Source organism: Streptomyces sp. NPDC029169 (assembly GCF_055563935.1).
The window spans coordinates 720,393-738,268 of the sequence record NZ_JBVHXA010000001.1 but is presented as its reverse complement, the minus strand read 5'-3'; the positions used below and the strand labels follow the sequence as shown (position 1 = coordinate 738,268).

General features: G+C 73.5%; 10 protein-coding genes. 1 reads left to right on the top strand and 9 read right to left on the bottom strand.

The window, feature by feature from the left end; all coding sequences use genetic code 11:
- Nucleotides 1-160: 160 nt before the first annotated feature.
- The 3 genes from ACZ4VI_RS03170 to ACZ4VI_RS03160 form a co-directional block, all read right to left on the bottom strand.
- Nucleotides 161-1,228, bottom strand: a complete 1,068-nt coding sequence (locus ACZ4VI_RS03170; RefSeq protein ID WP_467996083.1) for a trypsin-like serine peptidase — start codon at nucleotides 1,226-1,228, stop codon at nucleotides 161-163.
- A 55-nt stretch (nucleotides 1,229-1,283) separates the two neighbouring features.
- Complete coding sequence (locus ACZ4VI_RS03165) at nucleotides 1,284-6,512, bottom strand: trypsin-like peptidase domain-containing protein (protein ID WP_467996082.1); 5,229 nt, start codon at nucleotides 6,510-6,512, stop codon at nucleotides 1,284-1,286.
- Nucleotides 6,513-6,648: 136 nt separating this feature from the next.
- Complete coding sequence (locus ACZ4VI_RS03160; protein WP_467996080.1) at nucleotides 6,649-7,545, bottom strand: DNA/RNA non-specific endonuclease; 897 nt, start codon at nucleotides 7,543-7,545, stop codon at nucleotides 6,649-6,651.
- 108 nt (nucleotides 7,546-7,653) lie between these two features.
- On the opposite strand from ACZ4VI_RS03160, the gene ACZ4VI_RS03155 reads away from it, so the two are divergent.
- A complete protein-coding gene (locus tag ACZ4VI_RS03155; protein WP_467996078.1) occupies nucleotides 7,654-8,466 on the top strand; it encodes a caspase family protein in 813 nt (270 codons plus the stop codon).
- A gap of 18 nt (nucleotides 8,467-8,484) precedes the next feature.
- Here ACZ4VI_RS03155 and ACZ4VI_RS03150 read toward each other — a convergent pair whose 3' ends face one another.
- The 6 genes from ACZ4VI_RS03150 to ACZ4VI_RS03125 form a co-directional block, all read right to left on the bottom strand.
- Nucleotides 8,485-11,625, bottom strand: a complete 3,141-nt coding sequence (locus ACZ4VI_RS03150; protein WP_467996077.1) for a helix-turn-helix transcriptional regulator — start codon at nucleotides 11,623-11,625, stop codon at nucleotides 8,485-8,487.
- A gap of 203 nt (nucleotides 11,626-11,828) precedes the next feature.
- Nucleotides 11,829-13,529 carry a S8 family peptidase gene (locus ACZ4VI_RS03145; RefSeq protein ID WP_467996279.1) on the bottom strand — a complete coding sequence of 567 codons (1,701 nt, stop codon included), beginning with the start codon at nucleotides 13,527-13,529 and terminating at the stop codon, nucleotides 11,829-11,831.
- Nucleotides 13,530-14,035: 506 nt separating this feature from the next.
- The gene (locus ACZ4VI_RS03140; RefSeq protein ID WP_467996076.1) at nucleotides 14,036-14,884 is read right to left on the bottom strand and encodes a GNAT family N-acetyltransferase; all 849 of its coding nucleotides are present in this window, start codon (nucleotides 14,882-14,884) and stop codon (nucleotides 14,036-14,038) included.
- Nucleotides 14,885-15,046: 162 nt separating this feature from the next.
- The gene (locus ACZ4VI_RS03135; protein ID WP_467996074.1) at nucleotides 15,047-15,955 is read right to left on the bottom strand and encodes an NAD(+)/NADH kinase; all 909 of its coding nucleotides are present in this window, start codon (nucleotides 15,953-15,955) and stop codon (nucleotides 15,047-15,049) included.
- A complete protein-coding gene (locus ACZ4VI_RS03130) occupies nucleotides 15,952-16,959 on the bottom strand; it encodes an SPFH domain-containing protein (protein ID WP_467996072.1) in 1,008 nt (335 codons plus the stop codon). The genes ACZ4VI_RS03135 and ACZ4VI_RS03130 overlap by 4 nt, the downstream gene beginning before the upstream one ends.
- Nucleotides 16,960-17,011: 52 nt before the next feature.
- Nucleotides 17,012-17,671: a MerR family transcriptional regulator gene (locus ACZ4VI_RS03125; protein ID WP_467996070.1), complete on the bottom strand. Its 660-nt coding sequence runs from the start codon at nucleotides 17,669-17,671 to the stop codon at nucleotides 17,012-17,014.
- Nucleotides 17,672-17,876 lie beyond the last annotated feature (205 nt).

Genomic DNA, 17,876 nt, shown 5'->3' with positions numbered 1-17,876 from the left:
GGGGCAGTGGGGCGATGTCTTCGAAGCTATGCCCGCCGCCGACAGGGCGCCAATGCGGAATCCAATGTCTGGCATCGGAACTCCGATGGGTCCGGGGGAATACCCACCTGGGTCCTGGGGATACCCCCGCGTGGCCTCCCGACCGGCCCCGGGTGCCGCCTCAGACCCAGTTGACCTCCGCCCGCTCCAACAGCGGATCGTCGACCAGCTCCCACAGCGGGACCGCGAAGTTGCCGAGCCGGTAACGGCCGCCGAAGTGCAGGCCGAGGACACGGTGGTCCGTCAGGTCGAAGACCGGGGAGCCGCTGTTGCCGCCGAGGGTGGAGCAGTCGTGCTTCATCACCAGGCCGCCGGGCATGAACTCCGTTGCCATGCCCGGCTGGAGCCGCTTCACGTTGTAGATGTCCATGAAGATCCGCCGCATCGACTCCGGCTCGTTGCGCCGGCCGTCCCAGGCCGGGTAGCCGATCACGTACACCGGCCGGCCGGGCACGTTCGCGGGCGCGTCGGCGGCCACCGCGAGCGGGGTCGGCAGCACGCCCCCGTCGGGCGGGACGACCCGCAGCAGCGCCATGTCGACGTCCGGGTGGATCCCGATCACCTCGGTCACCTCGTACGGGGGAGGGCCCGCCACCGCCACGGGAGACGCGGCCAGTTCCTCGCCCGGGTCGACACGGGCCGACATGCCCTGCTGGAACGACCACCCCGCCTCCTCGGCGCGGCTGAACTCCACAGCCACATGCCGGTTCGTCATCACCGTCTGCGGGCCCACCAGGAAGGCCGTGCCGACCCAGTCAAAGCTCGGGTGGCCGGTCACCTCCACGCGGCCCACGCGCGCGATCGACTCGCGGATGGCCGTCCGACCGGCCTCCAGGACGGACCAGTCGCCGTCCTGCGCGGCGAAGTCCTGGCCCTGCACCAGGATCGCGGGCCGGCCTTCCAGGAGGACGATCGCCTCCACCCCGAAGTACTCGTTCTCGTCGATCTCGTCCGCGCGGTCCGCGGCCAGTTTCTCCAGCCCTGCGACCCCCGCCTCCAGGACCCGGGCCCGCTCCTCCTGCGCGAAGCGGGAGATCTGGGCGGCCGGTGCGTGGTCCGGCGGCAGCTCCTCCACCGATTCGGAGATCTCCGCCTCCAGATGCCGGCGTACCCGCGCCGCGACGTCCCGCAGGTCGTCGAAGATCCGCTCGGGACCGGTCGCGACCGGTGATCCGTACCGCGTCTCCATCTCCCGCCACCTCCGCCTCTCGTCCGATAGCCGTCCTCAGGCCCGGTAGCCGTCCTCAGGCTGCCCACATGTGGGTCTCGGGCGCCGGCGCCGACTGCGCGCCCGCGATCTCCTCGTACAACTCCGGTCTCGTCTCCCGCAGATGGGCCAGGATCCGGCTCATCTGCGTGCCGACGTTCACGAACGCCGTCGTCCTGCCCTGGTAGTGGACCTCCTCGACCCGGCGCGTGCCGCGATGGAGAGCGACCACTGTCCAGTCGTCGATGAAGACCGGTGAACCGGACGACCCGCTGCGGGTGTCGGTGAAGTACCGGACGTCCCGCTCGTCCGCCTCGAAGACCAGGTTGTTGCGCAGCGCCACGCGCTTGGGCTGCCCGCCCGGGTGCTGGATGATGTTGACCGCCACCGGCTCGGTCCCGGTCAGCAGCAGCGGTTCGGTCGCGACCCGGAGCACCGGGCGCGGCGGCAGCCCGGCCGAGAGCCGCATGAGCGCGTAGTCGAGCCCCTCGTCCCAGGCGACCAGGGCGCCCGCCGTCGCCTCCTCCGTCTCCGTCTCGTCGGCGCCGTAGTCGAAGCGGGAGCGGGAGTTGCGCACCTGGAGCTGGAGATCGTCCTCGGCGACCCGGAGCAGTACCCCGGGCGAGCGCGTACGGGCGTTCACCACATGGTGGTTGGTGATGAGCAGCCCGGGGGCGATGAGCCAGCCGGTGCCCGCGTGCGGGTAGGCGGGCTGGAGCGGCCGGCCCGACTCGTACGGCGGGACCTTCAGACGGGCGACCGACGCCCCGGCCAGGACACCGCCGTTCAGGAACTCGAACGGCACGGTGTCGTCCCGGAAGATGATCTCCTCCTTGGTCTCGGCGGGCATCGGCCCGGCCGGCAGGTCCGGCTCGCCCGCGGCGTCGCGCGCCACGTCGTCGAGGGCGCGCTGGAACACGGCGAGCGGGCTCGCCTCGACCGTGTGGGAGATCGCGTTGCGCAGCCAGACCTCCAGCGGGACCGTCCCGTCGATCAGCCGCTCCACCTGGTTCATCACGTCGAGGTCGGAGTGCATCTGCCGCAAGGGGGTGTCCATCGTCGGCAGGCTCGCCCGGAAGTGCGGCGTGGTGCCCGCGAACAGCAGCCGCCGTACGCCGCTCTCGGCGAGCCCCGCGTCCAGGGCCGCGTTGCGGACCCGGACGAGATCCTCGGCGGAGAGGTACGGCACGCTCCGTACCGCCCCCTCCGCCGCGTCGGGCGGGGGCCGCGACCAGATACCCGCCGTGCCGCCCCTGCCCCCGGCAGGTTCCGCGGCGGGGCCGCGGGCCGGAGTGCCCACGTCCATGGCGGCGGCGACACCCTCGACCAGGTCACCGCTCCGGTCGCGGAGCATCAGCGCCCGCCAGGCGACGCTGTCCAGCGTCCCGCGCCTGCGGGCCTCCCGGAGAGCCTCCTCCACCGCGGCGCGCTCCATCCCGGCCGCGCCTTCGACCGGAGGGGCCGAGGGTGTCGCCGGAGCCGTTCCGGTCGCCGACTCCAGGATGCGGGTCAGCGGTTCGCGCAGCTGCGGCTCGTCCGTCATCGCCGTGTCGATCCAGCGGGCGAGGGCGTCGACCACCGGCTCGTCGTCGGCCGGCAGCCCCACGAGCCGCAGCGTGTGCTCCAGAAGCTGGGGGTCGACCCGCGAGGCCGTGGCCGCGGCGGCCCGCGCCAGGGCGGGCTGCCGGGCCAGCTCCTCGTCCGGCATGCCGCGCAGCGTATGGGCGAGGCGTGCGTCCATCTCGGCCGAGCCCTCGTCCGAGAGCGCCGCAAGCCGCGACCTGGCCACCAGGACGCCCACCGACTCGTGCGCGAGGCCGAGTCCGGCGGCGACGTCCTCCGCCTCCTGGAGGTCGTGGTCGGCGTCCGTGAGGTCGCCCTGGTCCTGGGCCAGCCGGGCGGAGAGCTGGAGCAGCTCGAGACGGGTCTTGGCGCACCCCGCCTCCTCCGCCCCGTCCACGGCCCGCTCGGCGGTCTCCCGGGCCTCCGCGACCCTCCCGGACCTGGCCAGGGTCTCCACGAGGAGCCCGTGCAGCCGGCTGCACGGGGTCCAGGGCCGGCGCTCGGACAGCCGGTCCACCGCCGCCTCCACGTACCCCTGGGTGAGCAGGTCCTCGACCTCGCGGGCGGCGATCCGCTCCCAGTCCTCCTGATCGGCCTCGGCCATGATCCGGTCCGGTACGTGCCCGCCGAGCTTCCCGAGCAGGAAGGCGGCCGAGCGCGGCGGCATGTCCCGGTCGGCGCCGGTCAGGTACGCGCCGACGCCGACCTGCCAACGCCCCTCCACCGCACGGGGGTTCTGGCCGAGCCTGAGCCGGTGGTAGATCTCCTCGGCGCGCGCGGCGGGGCCCTCACGGGCGGCGTAGTACTCCACCGCGCGATGGTCGACGGCGCGCATGAGGTCCGTCCGCGCGCTGTCGGAGAGCCGCAGCATGATCGAGCGCAGATCCGCCCGGTGCCGTACGGCCTGCGGCCCCGCCGACTCCATCAGGTCGAGCCGCGACACCAGCCGGCCGAAGAGCGTACGGGCCTCCTGCGGCGAGCCGAGGGCCAGTCCGGCCGGTTCGGCGAGCACCTCCGCGATCAGCTCGGGGGTGATCACCCGCAGCGCCAGGCCCGCCTGCACCAGGGCACGGACGGCGTCGTCCGCGATGTGCTTGAGGATCCGGTCGTACAGCGTGCCCTGGATGAGCATCTGGTCGACCTGGTGGTGGAAGTACCGCCGCCGCGAGGGCAGGCTCCGCAGCAGGTCGCCGAGCGACTCCGACCCGGCGCCCAGGAGGACCGTGGTCCGCGCCGCGAGTTTCAGGCTGAGCGGATGGCCGCCGATGCGGTCGGCGAGGTCCCCGGCGACGGTCTCGTCCTCGACCCCGCAGGACATCAGCAGGTCCACGGCGGCCTGGTGGTCCAGCTCGCCGAGCTCCATGGTGCGGGGCGCGAGGACCTTGGCCGGGTGCTCGATCGGCGCCCGCCCGGAGACGACGAACCGCAGCCGGGGGTAGGCGGCACGCAGCGCCGTCCAGATCGCCCACATCCGGCCCAGGACCGGCGAACCCCGGTACTGGGCCTCCTCGAAGGAGTCCAGGACGATCACCAGCGGCGGGTCCATCTCGCCCTCAGGCGTGGCGACCGCCAGGGCGGCCAGCTCGCCGACCTTGCCGGCGAGCTCCTGCTCGCGTGCGCTGGCCCGGGCGTGGAACCCCGCCGAGTAGTCGCGGCCGAGGGTCGCCCGGGTGGCGGAGAGCCGGTACAGCTCGTCCAGCTGGTTCCGTTCGCCGCGCTGGGCCGCGGCGGTCTCCTCGCACGCGTCGGCGAGCGCGTCGAACGCGGCCCGCCGGTGCGGGTACTGGATGCCGAGCTGCCGGGCGATCTCGGCGAGCACCGTGGCCGGCTCGTGGATGGAGAGCGTCGGCCGCTCGAAGTCGATGGCGGCGAAGGGGAATCCGGCGGGGGACTCCCGCAGGCTCTCGATGAGGAAGGTGGCGAGGAGGGTGCTCTTGCCGATGCCGCCCACGCCGTGGATGAGGACGGGCGGCTCCGCCGGTTCGGCGGGCAGCGCGATGTACGCGCGCAGGAGGTCGAGTTCGCGCCGCCGCCCGTGGACCGTGCCCTCGATGAGCCGCTCCATCGGCTGGAGCAACCGCGCCCGCTCCAGACGGTGTTGCAGGTCGTCGACGTCCGGCAGCCCGGTCGTGCCGGGGATCCGGCGCAGCCACAGTACGGCCCGCAGGGTGTCGCAGAGCCCCTCGACGCCCGGCGTCGTGAGGTCGGGCGGGACGCCGGACAGCAGGGCGAGCGCGGTGCGCTCGGCACCCGGCCCCTCCGGCACGGCGTCGATGGCGGCCTCCAGGGCGCGCCGGGCGGCCTCGGGGCCCGCGAGCGTGTTCAGCGTCTCCTCGCGCACCTCCGGCTTGAGGACCCAGGTCTGGGCCGGATGGTCGCCGAGGGCCGTGCAGTCGTCGACGAGGGCCAGGGCGGCCCGTCCGGTGGGTTCGCTCTCGCCCGGCAGCCGCAGCCGGGCGGGGTCGAACTCGTCGAGGAGGCAGGCCGCTTCCCGGTAGGCCCTGCGCAGCTCGGGAAGGGCGGGGGCGGGCGGTGGGCTCTGCGCGGCCGTGGTCCTCAGCGCGTGGCGCAGCCGGTCGGGGGCGCCGTCGCCGGGTTCGAGCGAGCGGAAGGCCAGTACCGCCTCCTCGGTCGCCGTGCAGACCCTGCGCATGTAACTCTCCGTCGCACCGGGGGAGTCGACGGCCCGCAGCACCTCGGCCACCGCCACGTCCACAAGCTCGGGGATCAGTGCGGCGTCCGGACCCGGCCACTCCTGGCCGAAGAACTCCCGGAAGAACTCCCGCAGATCGTCCTCGGTGGCGATCGTGGCCGTGTCACGGCACTCGTTCTTCCGGATGTCGTACGGGAGTTGGCGCGTGGCGGGCGAGTAGCCGAGCAGGACGAGCCGGGGCACGGCGTCCTTCCGTACCGGCGTGAACTCGTAGATCGCGAGGGCGAGCTTGCCGATGCAGTCCCAGACGTCGGTGCTCGGATCGAGCTTGTCGCACTCGTCGAGCACCAGCCAGAAGCGGTCCTCGGCGGCCGTCGCCCGGCTGACGATCCGGTGCACGGCGTCGTCGATCGAGGGCAGTGGATCGTTCAACTGTGTGGGATTCAACGGCAACCGGTCCAAGCCGGGACCCGTCACGAACTCGCCGAGCCGCTCCACGAGCCGCGCCGCCGTCGAGGTCCGCGAGAGCGTGATCCGTACGGGACGGAAGCCGCAGTGCTGCCCGAGATGGCGGATGAGGCGGTACGAGTACGAGCGGCCGCTGTCGGGCTCGCCGTCCACCACGAGCACCGTCTGCTCCGGATCGTCGACGAAACCGCGCAGCTTCTCCCGCAGCTCGGCCCGGTCGATGAACACCTCGGTACCGTTCGCGAGGACCAGCGTGCGGAACGGGTCCTGCGCGGAGCGCAGCAGCTCCTCGTCCTCGTGCAGCCGCCTCAGCAGGGTCCGCGCCTCGGCGTCTCCGGGCCCCGTGAGCGCGTCGAGCCCGGCGAGGGCGTCGAGCAGCGCGCGCTGATGGGCGATGTCCCGGCGCGCCGCGGCCACCACGAGGCGGGCGTTCGCGTCGCGGTCGGGGGTGAGCTCGAGACCCGCGACGAAGTCCTGCGAGAGCCCGGCGCGTCGCAGCCGGGTCGGAGGATCAGGGGTGTCGAGCAGGTACTCCCGTACCCAACTGGTGACGAGTCCCCATTCCGTTTCGGTGAGCGGCATACCGCACCTGCCCGGCGGTCGCGGTCCCGGCGGTCCCTTGTCATGGTTTCACCGGGCCGGGACGGTGGCAAACGGGCGAGCCGGCGGTGGCAAACGCGGGAGACGATGGCGGCCGCCCGTCCGGAGGCCCGGCCGGTCAGCCCTGCATGACGATGTCGTCGAACGACTCCAGACGCCGCCAGCGGTCCTCCGGAGCGCGGAACGGCGGCATCAGATCGACGTCCGGCAGCGGCCCGAACTCCAGCTCCGTGAGCTCCGCGACGTCCGATACCGGCACCTGGTACGTACGGAACGGGCCGAGCGGCGGCGGTGCGCCCGGCTTCGCCCCGGCGAGCGCCCGCTCCGCGTCACGGGTCAGGTCGGGGCTCTGGTCCAGAATGTACGCGGTCGCGGCCAGCGCCCCCTCCTGCATGAACGCGGCCACCTTCCAGAACCGCATCGGCACCTGGATACCCCGGTAGGGCGGGTCGGAGTCGTGCAGCACCGGGCCCGTGAGCACCGTCAGGCGCCGGTCGAACTCGGCCGCGTGGTCCAGGAGATAGTTCTCGAGCCCCTGCCAGAGCTGCTTGCCCTGGTTGAACACGTCCGACTGCGGCGCCGCGTTCGTGTAGTGGAACGTGTCCATGTTGGCCCGGCCGGCCACGGCCGCCGCACCCCACACGGGATCGAGCCGGCGCACCAGATGGCCGCGGTCCAGACTGTTGTTCCGGTAGATGTCGTTGCCGGCCTGCTGCGCCTCGGGCAGCCGCGGGTCGAACTCCCAGACGTCCTCCCGGGGTACGTCCTCCGCCAGCTGCCCTCCCTCGATACAGCACGCGGTCGCGGCGGCGAGCCGCCGGTCGGGCCGGAAGACCACGGTGAAGTGGGTGTACGGCAGGATCACCGTCTCCACCGAGGCCCGGACGGGCAGCGGAAGGGGCACGGTCGGGCCCAGGAAGTCCTCGTCGTAGCCGGTGCGGTCGGCGAACGAGTCGTTGCGCTGTCCGCCCGCGCGCGGGGGCGGCGGAGAAGGCGGGGGATCGGTCGGTTCCATACGATGTAAGTACCGCGCATTGAAGGGTCGCGCTCGGCACCGGGCCCCCAGGCCACTCGATCAGCCGCCCCGGTGCCGGATCTCCCACCCTGTCCTAGGAGGCACCCCATGCCCACCGGACTGTCCATCCACGTCGGACTGAACAAGGTCGACCCCGACCGGTACGAGGGCTGGGACGGCGCCCTCGTGGCCTGCGAGAACGATGCCCGGGACATGGCCCGGCTTGCCCGCGCCGCGGGCTACTCCGGCACCGTCCTGCTGACCGCCGACTGCACCGTCGACGCGGTCACCGCCGCGCTCCGCGAGGCGGCGGGGCGGCTCGTCCCCGGCGACATCCTGCTCTTCACCTACTCGGGTCACGGCGGACAGGTGCCCGATGTCACGGGCGGCGGCGACGAGCCGGACGCGCTCGACGAGACCCTCGTGCTGTACGACCGCCAGTTCCTCGACGACGAGGTGTACCGGGAGTTCCTGGGCTTCGCCGACGGCGTGCGGATCGTCGCGCTGCTCGACTGCTGCCACAGCGGCAGCGGCATCGAGCTTCCCGGCGCGCCCCTCCCCTCGACCGGCATCCGGCTGATGCCCGTACCGAAACAGCAGGAGATCTACGAACGGGACCAGGGCTTCTTCGACGAGCTCCAGCAGTCCCTGAAGAAGGCGTCCCCCGACGGTGAGGCGGCCGAACCGACGGCGATCCTCGTCTCGGCCTGCCAGGACAACCAGGTCGCCGCGGACGGCCCGGTCAACGGCGCCTTCACCAGTGCGCTGCTCAAGACCTGGGACGACGGCGCCTTCCGCGGCGGCTACCGCGCTTTCCACCGCGCGATCCAGAGCCGACTGCCATCCACCCAGAGCCCGAACCTCTACACGACGGGCAGCCCGGCGCCCGCGTTCCTGCGCCAGCGGCCGTTCACCGTGTGAGCGGTCCGAGGACCGGTGTCAGCCGCGCAGGGCCGTCGCGAGCTGGGCCCGTGAGCGGACGTCCAGCTTCTGATAGATCCGGGTGAGGCGCGCCTCGACCGTCTTCACGCTCAGATACAGCTTGGCAGCCGCCTCCTGGTTACTGGCGCCCTGACCCACCAGATGGGCGAGCCGCAGCTCCGCGTCCGTGAGCGAGGAGAGCGCCGGAAGGGAGTCCTCCCCGGCCGGGGTCTCGCGCGTCAGCGCCAGCCAGGGGGCCGCCCCGGCCCGCTCGAACACCGTGGCCGCCGCGTGCAGCGCGCTCTGCGCCGCCGACCGGCGCCGACGCCGCCGCTCCACCCGGGCCAGGGAGATCAGCGCCCGCCCGTGCTCCAGCGGCAGCCCCGCCTCGGCGAACCGCTCGGCCGTGCGGGTGAGCAGCTCCGCCGCCTCGTCGGTCCGTCCGCACCCGGCGAGATACAGGGCGTACGCCCGGTCGCAGCCCAGGAGTACGGTCGTACGGCCCAGGCCCTCGGCCACCGGACGCACCCCGTCAAGGAGTTCCACCGCCTCCGGGGCCGCGTCGTTGGCGAGCAGGGCCTCCGCCAGCTCCTCGTGCCAGCGCAGCATCGACGGGTCGACGGTCGACTGCGCCCGCTCGTTCGCCTGCACCCGGCGCAGGGTCTCCAGGGCCGAGGCGACGTCGCCGTTGACCAGCTGGACGCGCCCCAGGGCGTAGAGGCTGCGGGAGAGGAAGACCCGGTCGCCCTCCTCCTCCGACGCCTGGACGCTGCGCCGGGCGTAGCTGGCCGCCCGGGCGAAGCTGCCGCCGGCGGTCTCCGCGAGCGCCAGCGTGTACCAGGCAGGGCCGGGGGAGAGGCCTGCCTCCAGGGTCAGGGCGAGTGACTGGCCGGCGTGCACGAGCGACGCGGGGCAGGCCCCGATCCGGGACTCGATCGCGGCGAGCGTGGAGAACAGCTCGATCGTGTCCTCCACCGAACCGCGCCGCTGCACCAACGGCAGCAGCGCGTTCACCTGGTCGCGGGCGTCGGTCAGCCGGTCGTCGAAGAGCGCATGACGGATCGTCAGGATCTGTGCGGCGTTACGGATTCCGAGCGGACGCTCGGCCATCTCCAGGCCCCGCGCCTGAGCCACGACCGACTCCGCGTCCGACGCCCCGAGCGCCCGGTCCATCCGCGCCTGTACGGTCAGGGCCTGGGCCGCCGTCCGGGGATCGCCCACCGACGCGGCCAGCGCGGCGGATTCGACGGCCGCGGCCCGCGAGCGCAGCGGATCCCCGTCCGCCAGAACGTACTTGACGGCCAGTCGGAGGAGGACGCCCGCGCGAAGTGCGGTGTCGCCCTCGGAGTCCTCCATCGCGTGCACGTACATCTCGTCGAGGCCGGTCAGCCCCTGGCCGGCGGTGTCGAGGACGGCGAGCCGGGCGCGTACCCGGTCGGACGGGGCGGCGTCGCGGGCCAGCAGATCGGTGGCGGCCCGCATCGCGAGGTCGGCCCGCGCGGCGCGGGCGGCCTCCTCGGCTGCGTCCACGAGCCGCCCGATCCGCTGCTCGGCGTGGAGCACGGGCGTCGACTCGGCGGCGAGCAGCGCCAGTTCGGCGGCGAGCGCGCTGTTGCCGCGCCGCCGCGCGAGATCGGCGGCCGCGGCGACCTCGGCGGCGAGAGCCTCGTCGGGGATGTCGTTGGCCAGCGCCCGGTGCCGTACGGCCTCCACCGAGTCGTCCACCACCGTGGCGAGCGCGGCGTGGCCGGCGCTGCGCTCGCCCCAGCAGGCGTCGTGGACCAGCGTCGAGGGGAGCAGCCCGGCGGTGAAGGCGACCGTGCCGTCCTCGGCGACCGAGACCAGCCCTGCGCGCTCGGCCACGGCGAGGTCCGCCTCCGCGTCGGGCCGGCCGGCCCGACGTATCAGCGACGCCGTGGGGCGCAGCGCGAGGGCGGCGAGCAGCAGCGTCTCCCGGACGTCGGGCGGCGCCGTGCCCAGGAGCTGCCGCGCGAGGTCGCGGGCCCGGCCGGACAGGGTCAGCGCCTCGGCGTGATGGACGGGGGTGCGCGCGTCGGCCAGCGAGCGGCCCACGGCGAGCGCGAGGCGGGGATTGCCGCCGCTCGCCTTGTGGATGCGGCCGGCCATCCGGGAGGGCAGCCGGTGGTGGATGAGGAGTTCGGCGATCTCGTCGGCCTGCAGCGGCGGTACGAGCAGGATGTCGGCCTCCGACGGCACCCAGAGCCGGGTGTCGTGGCCGTCCTCGGTGCCGTACGTCTCAGGAGTCTCGACGGCGATGACCCGCAGCGCGGGCGGGGCCAGGTGCAGGGCGAAGCGCAGCAGGTCGGCGCTGTCGGCGTCCATGTGCTGCACGCCGTCGACGACGAGCAGGGCGGGGCCGCGGGCGGTGAGGGCCCGCAGGATCTGGGCGATGCCGAGGCGCAGTGCGATCGGGTCCCAGCCGCCGTCGTGCAGCGGCGCCTCGCGGCACAGCATCGCCACGGCGGTCCGCTGGGGCCCGGGCAGCCCGTCGAAGACCCCGGAGGCGGTGACCGACCCGACGGCCCTACGGAGACCGTCGGCACCCTCCTGGTGGCGTGCGTGGCCGGCCGGATCCGAGGGGCGCGCGGGGTCGCCCTCGGACGCGTGGTCGCCGCGCGGCGCGGGCACGCCCGCAAGCGAGCCGCCACCGCGGGACCCCGATGTGCCGCCGGCTTGGCCGGCGAGGGTGCCGCTGCGGGGTGCGCATGCGCCGCCCGCTTGGCCGGCGGACGTTCCGCTGCGGGGCGCTTGGCCGGCGGGGGTCCCGCCTCGACCCGTCGCTGTCGTCGTGGTGCCGGTCGGGCCCGCGTCGGCGGCCCGGCTCCGAGCCGGGGGCTCGGGCAGGGCGGGGATCGTCGGGTCGGCCACTCCGGGCCAGGTCACCGTCGCCGCCGCCGAGGCGACGAGGGCGGCTGCCGCCGCGCCCGGTATGTCACGGTCGGACGGCAGGGTCGGCAACCACAGGACGGTCTCGCCACGGGACTCCGCCCGCGCCGCCTCCGCCAGGGCGACTTCGGTCTTGCCGACGCCCGCGGGGCCGGTGAGAAGGGCGCGTCCGCGCGAGTGCAGCACGCGCTCGAGCCGGGAGAGCAGCTCCCCCCGGCCCACCGGCGCAGAAAGGTGCGGCGTTGTCGTCACCTGTCCACCACCCTCCGGCACTCGGGCCCTGCCCGTGAGCCCCGTGGGGCAGAGAATACGGAGCGTACCGGCGCAGTCCAGGCCCCTTGTCCGGCATACGGACAGCGTTCGGCGGCCCCCACGCCAGGACGCGCCCGTGGTGTAGACCACGAGCGCGCCGCTGACCAGCAATGATGCTGTTGTGGGGGGTGGTTCAGGTGGGCCTAGAAGGTCAGGCTCCACGAGTCGATGTAGCCGGTGTCACCCGAGGCCACATCGCGGACCTGAAGCTTCCAGGTGCCGTTGGCGACCTCGCTCGACGCGTCGACCGTGTACGTGGTGAGCACGTTGTCGGCGCTGTCCGAGCCGGAGGAGGCCTTCAGGTTGCGCACCGTGCCGTCGGGGGCGATCAGGTCGATGACCAGGTCCCCGCGCCAGGTGTGCTTGATGTCCACCGCGACCTTGAGGGTGGCGGGGGCGTTGCCGGTGAGACCGGTGACCGCGATCGAGGACGACACGGTGGTGTGGTCGGAGATCGTCACGTTGTTCGCGTTGGTGAAGACGGTGCCGGTCGGCGGAGGGGTGGTGCCGGTGACGGCGTCCACGGTCTTCGCGGTGTCGGCGATGCCGGCGCCGCAGCCACCGGTGCAGGTGCCCGGCAGCGGACGGGCGTTGGCCTTGATCGCGGACTCGATCTCGGCCGGCGTGAGGCTCGTCTTCGCCGACTTCAGCAGCGCGGCGAGACCGGCGATGTGCGGCGCGGCCATCGAGGTGCCCTGGTAGGGCTTGTAGTTCTCCGTCGACTGGACCGTCGTGCCCGAGTTCAGCGTGGAGTAGATGCCGTTCTCGGGGGTGGTGATGGTGCCCGGCGTGTCGGTCGCGCGGCGGGTCTCGCCACCGGGGGCCGAGACGTCGATGATGGTGCCGTAGTTCGAGTAGAACGAACGGTTGCCCTCGCGGCTGGTGGACGCCACGTTGATGACGTTCGCGCAGTTCGCGGGGGTGAAGCCGGACGCGTTGGCGTTGCTGTTGCCCGCGGCGACGACGACGGTGGTACCGCGCGAGACGGCGCCGTTGATCGCGTTCTGGTAGACGCTCGGGCAGGTGGAACTGGCGCCGCCCAGGCTCAGGTTGATGACCTTCGCCGGGGTCGGGTTGGCCGTGACGCCCGGTACGTTGCCGCCGGACGCCCAGGTGATCGCGTCGGCGATGTCGGCGGAGGAACCGCCGCACTTGCCGAGCACGCGCACGGGCTGGATCTTCGCGTTGTACGCGATGCCCGCGATGCCCTTGGTGTTGTTGGTGACCGCGCCGATGGTGCCGGCCACGTGGGTGCCGTGCCAGGAGGAGTTGGACGCCCGGGAGCCGGTGCCGCACTCGCCGTCGGTGGCGTTCCAGTCGCCCTCGTCCTTGGCGTCGGCGTCACGGCCGTTGCCGTCGCGGGCGTCGGCCGAGGAGGAGATGAAGTCGTAGCCGGACACGACGTTGGTGGCCAGGTCCGAGTGGGCCGCGTAGCCGGTGTCGATGACGGCGACGGTCACGCCGGAGCCGGTGGTCTTGTCCCAGGCGGTCGGGACGTTCATGCCGCCGGTGGCCTCGAAGAGGTCCCACTGCTTGGCGTAGTCGGTGTCGTTCGGGGTGACCGCCATCGCGTACGCGCGGATGTCGGGCTCGACCGAGGCGACCTGCGGGTCGGCGCGGAAGGCGGCCATGACCTCGGCGACGTCCTGCTTGGTGGCGCTGTCGCCCAGGTCGATCAGCGCGCCGCCACCGGCGAGGCGGCGCTCGAAGGCGAGGCTCTCGCCCGTCTCGGCGGCCTTGGCGGCGGCGTCGCTCTTCGCGGCGGCGTTGGAACCGGCCTCCGCGGTCCTGGACTTGTAGGTGACGATGACCTTCTCGACCGGGGCGCTGGGCAGCGCGGTCATCGCCTGCGAGGCCGGAACCGGCTTCGGGGTGGCAGCGACCGGGGCGGCGGCGAACGCCCCGGTGGACGTGGCAGCGGCGCCGATGATCGCGGCGCTCGCGACCACGACGGATATGACTCTCCGCCTGGAACTGTTCAAGGTGTTCCCTTTCAGGCACGACGTAGGTGCGGAGCAGTGGCGGCGGCGCGGGAGCCACGGGCGGAGTGGGGTCGCGTTCCGTCGTTCCCTGGGCTTGGGGAGCCCGTGCGCCGCCACCGGCGACGCGACGGCCCGGGTCAAGGCCGTCACCGGCGGACACTACCCACCGCTCCACATGCACCTGACAGGCGGGTCGGAGGATGGTATCTGCCGGTGCGGCAGACAGTAGGGAACGAGGAGATGAACCCGATACGGGGAAAACCCTTGTCACGCCCCGAGGGGGTGAGGGGAGGGGGTGGGGAAGGGGTGCGGGGTGGGGGCGTCCAGGGGTGTGTCGTGCCGTGCGTCAGCCGAGTGGGAGGGGTGCTTCAGCCGAGTTCGAGGGTGGTGACGCCGAAGACCCGGTCCCGCGCGATCGGCCTGACCGGCCCGGTGTACATCCGCGCCGTCTCGAACGTCGGCTCCAGGCCGCGATCCAGCGCGAGGCGGGCGGCCGCCGGATTGGCCTCGGGCATGTCGATCGCGATCCGCGCCGAGCCGAACGCCCGCGCCTCGGCGGCGAGGGCGTCGAGGAGGGCCGCCGCGTCGGCGGGCGTGTCGGCGAACAGCGGGCCGACACGGGCCTCGTCCTCGGCCGGCCGCACCACGCCGTACCCCGTGAGCCGCCCGTCGACGACCCGGGCGAGGGCCCGGTGGCCGGGGGTGGCCAGCCACGGGGAGAGGAAACGGGGGCGGTCGGCGGGGTAGCAGGCGCTGTCGTACGCGAGGAGGGCGGCGGGGTCGACGTGCCGGGCGGGGACGACGTGCGGGGCGGGCGTCTCCGGGGCGCTGGGCTCACCGACGTACCGCGCCGTGCGGTGGACGGTGGAGAACCCGGAGCGGCGGTAGTTCTCCTGCTGGTCGGGCACCCCGTCGAGCCCGACGGTCCGGTCGCCGGCGTGGGCGAGGGCGGCGCGCCAGGTGGCGAGACCGTGGCCGAGGCCGCGCCGGTCGGGGCGGACGAGATAGAAGCCGAGGAAGGCGTAGCGGTCGCTGTAGTTGACGACCGAGATCGCGGTGACGGGCTCGCCGTCGATCCTCCCGAGGAAGAACCCCTCGGGGTCCTGCGCGAAGAACGCGGCCGCGTCCGCCGCCCCCGGATTCCACCCCTCGGCGGCGGCCCACTCCCGTACGACCGCCCAGTCCTCGAGCCGCGCCGGGGAGACGTGGAGGGTCATGGAGGGGCTCCTTCGGCGGCCGAGGATGTATCAGAACCGGTCAAAGTGCCCCGAGCATAGCGAGCGCGGGGGAGCCTCACGGACGGGAACGACGCTTTCCGGCCGGGGGGGCCGTCCGGTAGCCGAACGGCCCCCCGCCACACCCCGTCACGCCCCCGCCGCTCAGCCCAGCAGCCTCAGGGTCGTCCCCGAGACCGCCACCCGGACGGTCTGGCCCCACGTCAGTTCCAGGGCGTCCGATTCCATACCGTCGCCGAAGGCGACCAGGCGGTCCGACTCCACCGTCAGGCGGAGGGATTCGCCGTCGGCCAGGACGCCCTCCACGCGCGTCGTGCCCGTCGTCGGGGAGGGCCAGGCCTCGCGGACGAACCAGGCGAGGCGGCGGGCCGTCGGGGCGGGGAGGACGAGCGGGCTGGAGCGCTCGTGCCAGACGGAGCGGAGCCAGCCCGTCGCGCCCGTACCCGTGCCGACCAGGACGCCCGAGGAGGCCTGGGGTTCGGGCGGCGACTCCGTGCGCCCATCACCCTCGACCGCGAGGGCGTAGCGCGCGGTCTGGTGGCTCGGCGGGCCGAGGCAGATCTCGTTGAGGGCGAGGAGCCGCTGCGCGTCGTCCGTCACCGCCTCCACCATCGTGAGTTCGTCCACGCCCGTCTCCGGGGCCGCCGCCGACCTCAGCAACGCCCCCGCGTCGGCCGCCCGGTGCCGGACGAGGACCCCCGGGTTCCGCCCCGGGTCGGTGTCGATGCCGACGACCGGCTGTCCGTCGAGGTACTTGGCGGCGTTGGCCACCAGGCCGTCCTGCCCGACCACCACGACCACGTCCTCGGGGCCGAACAGGAACCGGTCCAGATCCGCCCGCTCCACGCGCGCGTGCCGCCACTGCAACGGCACCGCGGCCGCCACCTCCGCGAGGCCCCGGCGGTTCCGCTCGTGCCGCCGCCGCACCTCCTCGATGCTCCGGCCCCGGCTCGACAGGAAGAACGCCGCCTGCCCGTGCGTACCGTGCCGCGCGAGCAACTCCTCGTACTCCGTGGTGCGATGCACGAGCACCGCGCGCGGCGCCAGGCTCACGACGACGTCCCGCCGCTACCCAGCCTGGCGAGGAGCCCGGTCAGCACATCGGGGGAGAGGGTCAGGCTCTCGATCCGCGGCAGGTTCTCCGCCGCCCGGGTCGCCGCCAGCGCGTGCAGTGTCCCCGCGTCGACCTCCCCGTGCACCCGGAGCCACGCCGCCTGCGCCGCCGCCCGCGCCTCGCCGACCTCGCGCGCCGCCTCCGCCTCGGCCCGCGCGAGCCGGACCTTCCGTACCGCCTCCGCCTCCGCCCGTACGGCGTCGGCGGCGGCGCTCTCCTCCGCCTCCCGCCGCGCGTTGGTACCGCGCTGGTCGACGAGCCGCTCCTCCTGCCGGGCGAGCTCGATCTTGCTGGCGAGCTCGTTCTCGGCGATGGTCCGTTCACGCTCGACCGCGACGGCCCGCCGCTCGTACGTCGCCCGGTCCGCCTCCTGCTGGATCTGCTCGCGGGCCGGCGTGCGCAGCGCCCGCTCGACCTCCGGTTCCGGACGGATCGCCACCACCCGTACCGCCACCACCTCGATCCCGGTGGCCGGCAGCCGCGGCTCGGCCGCGAGCCCGTCCGCGATCCGGTCCCGTACGGCTGCCACGCCGTCGACCAGCGCCGCCGCCAGCGGGGTGCGCGCAAGGACGTCGAGGGCGTGCTGCTGGGCCGTCTCGGTCAGCAGCGTGGCGATCTGCTCCAGCGGCGCACCGCGCCACGCGCCCGTGTCCGGGTCGATGGAGAAGTCGAGGCGGGTGGCCGCCGCCTCCGGCTCACCGATCCGGTAGGTGACGGTGGACTGCACGCTCACGTCCTGGAAGTCGGCGGTCCGGGCGTGGAACGCCATCGCCAGCTCCCGGTCGTTGACCGGCACTTCGGAGAGCGCGGCCGAGAGCGACCGGTACCAGAAGCTGAGACCCGTACCGTCGTGGACCAGGCGTCCGCGCCGGTGGTGGCGGATGTGGGCGGTGGGCGCGGACCGCAGATGGCGCCAGCCGGCGCGGCGGGTGATGTCGGCCATGAGGAACTCCCCCTTGTCGTCATCTTGACGTTAGGGGTGCAGGCTCTTTTCGTCAAGATGACGAAATCGGCGATTCGGGGGGTGGGGGAATCCGGTGCAGGTGGGCCGAGACGTCCTCGTGCGCCAGGCGGCGCAGGGCCAGCAGGATCGGTTCGTACAGCATCGTGTACGCGACCGCCGCCTCGATCGCCTCCTCCAGGCCCGGGTACTCCTCCATCGCCGCGTACTCCTCGGTGGCGATCGGGTGCATCACCTCGGCGTACCGGCGGATGTGTTCGGCGCCGCCCTTGTAGCCCAGTGCGCGGAGCGTCATGACCGCCCGGGTCAGCGCGGCGAGCGCGGGAGCCTCGTCGTACACCCGCCAGCCCATCTCGGTGAGCAGCCCGCGCATCTCGGCGAAGACCTCGTCCCAGAGCGCGCGCTCGGGGTCGGAGGCGTCGGGCGGGGAGATCTGCGGACCCAGCATGTACTGGGCGATGCCGATGCGCTCGTGGCGGCCGAAGGCGGGGTCGTCCGCGACTGCCAGGACGTCCCGCGCCTGTTGGATCGTCATCCCGCCGACCGTGAGGAGCGCCCGGACCAGCCGCAGCCTGCGCAGGTGCTCCTCGCCGTACTCCGACTGCCGCGCGGTGACGGGCGTGCCCGGGGGCAGGAGTCCCTCGCGCAGGTAGTACTTCACGGTGGCCACGGAGACGCCGCTGCGGGCGCTCAACTCGGAGAGGCGCAAATGCGTTTCACCGTTCCCATCGTCTTGACACGGTACCGGGGAGTTCTACTCCGGCCCCCAAGGATAGTTCGCCTATCCAGGCATGGAAGGGCCGGCGCCGGGCGGGCGACATCCGTGCGAGACGTACTCCGCGCTCTTCGGGCTCGAACCGGCCGTGCGTGGGGAGCAGGGCGGCTGCGGGCCGTCGACG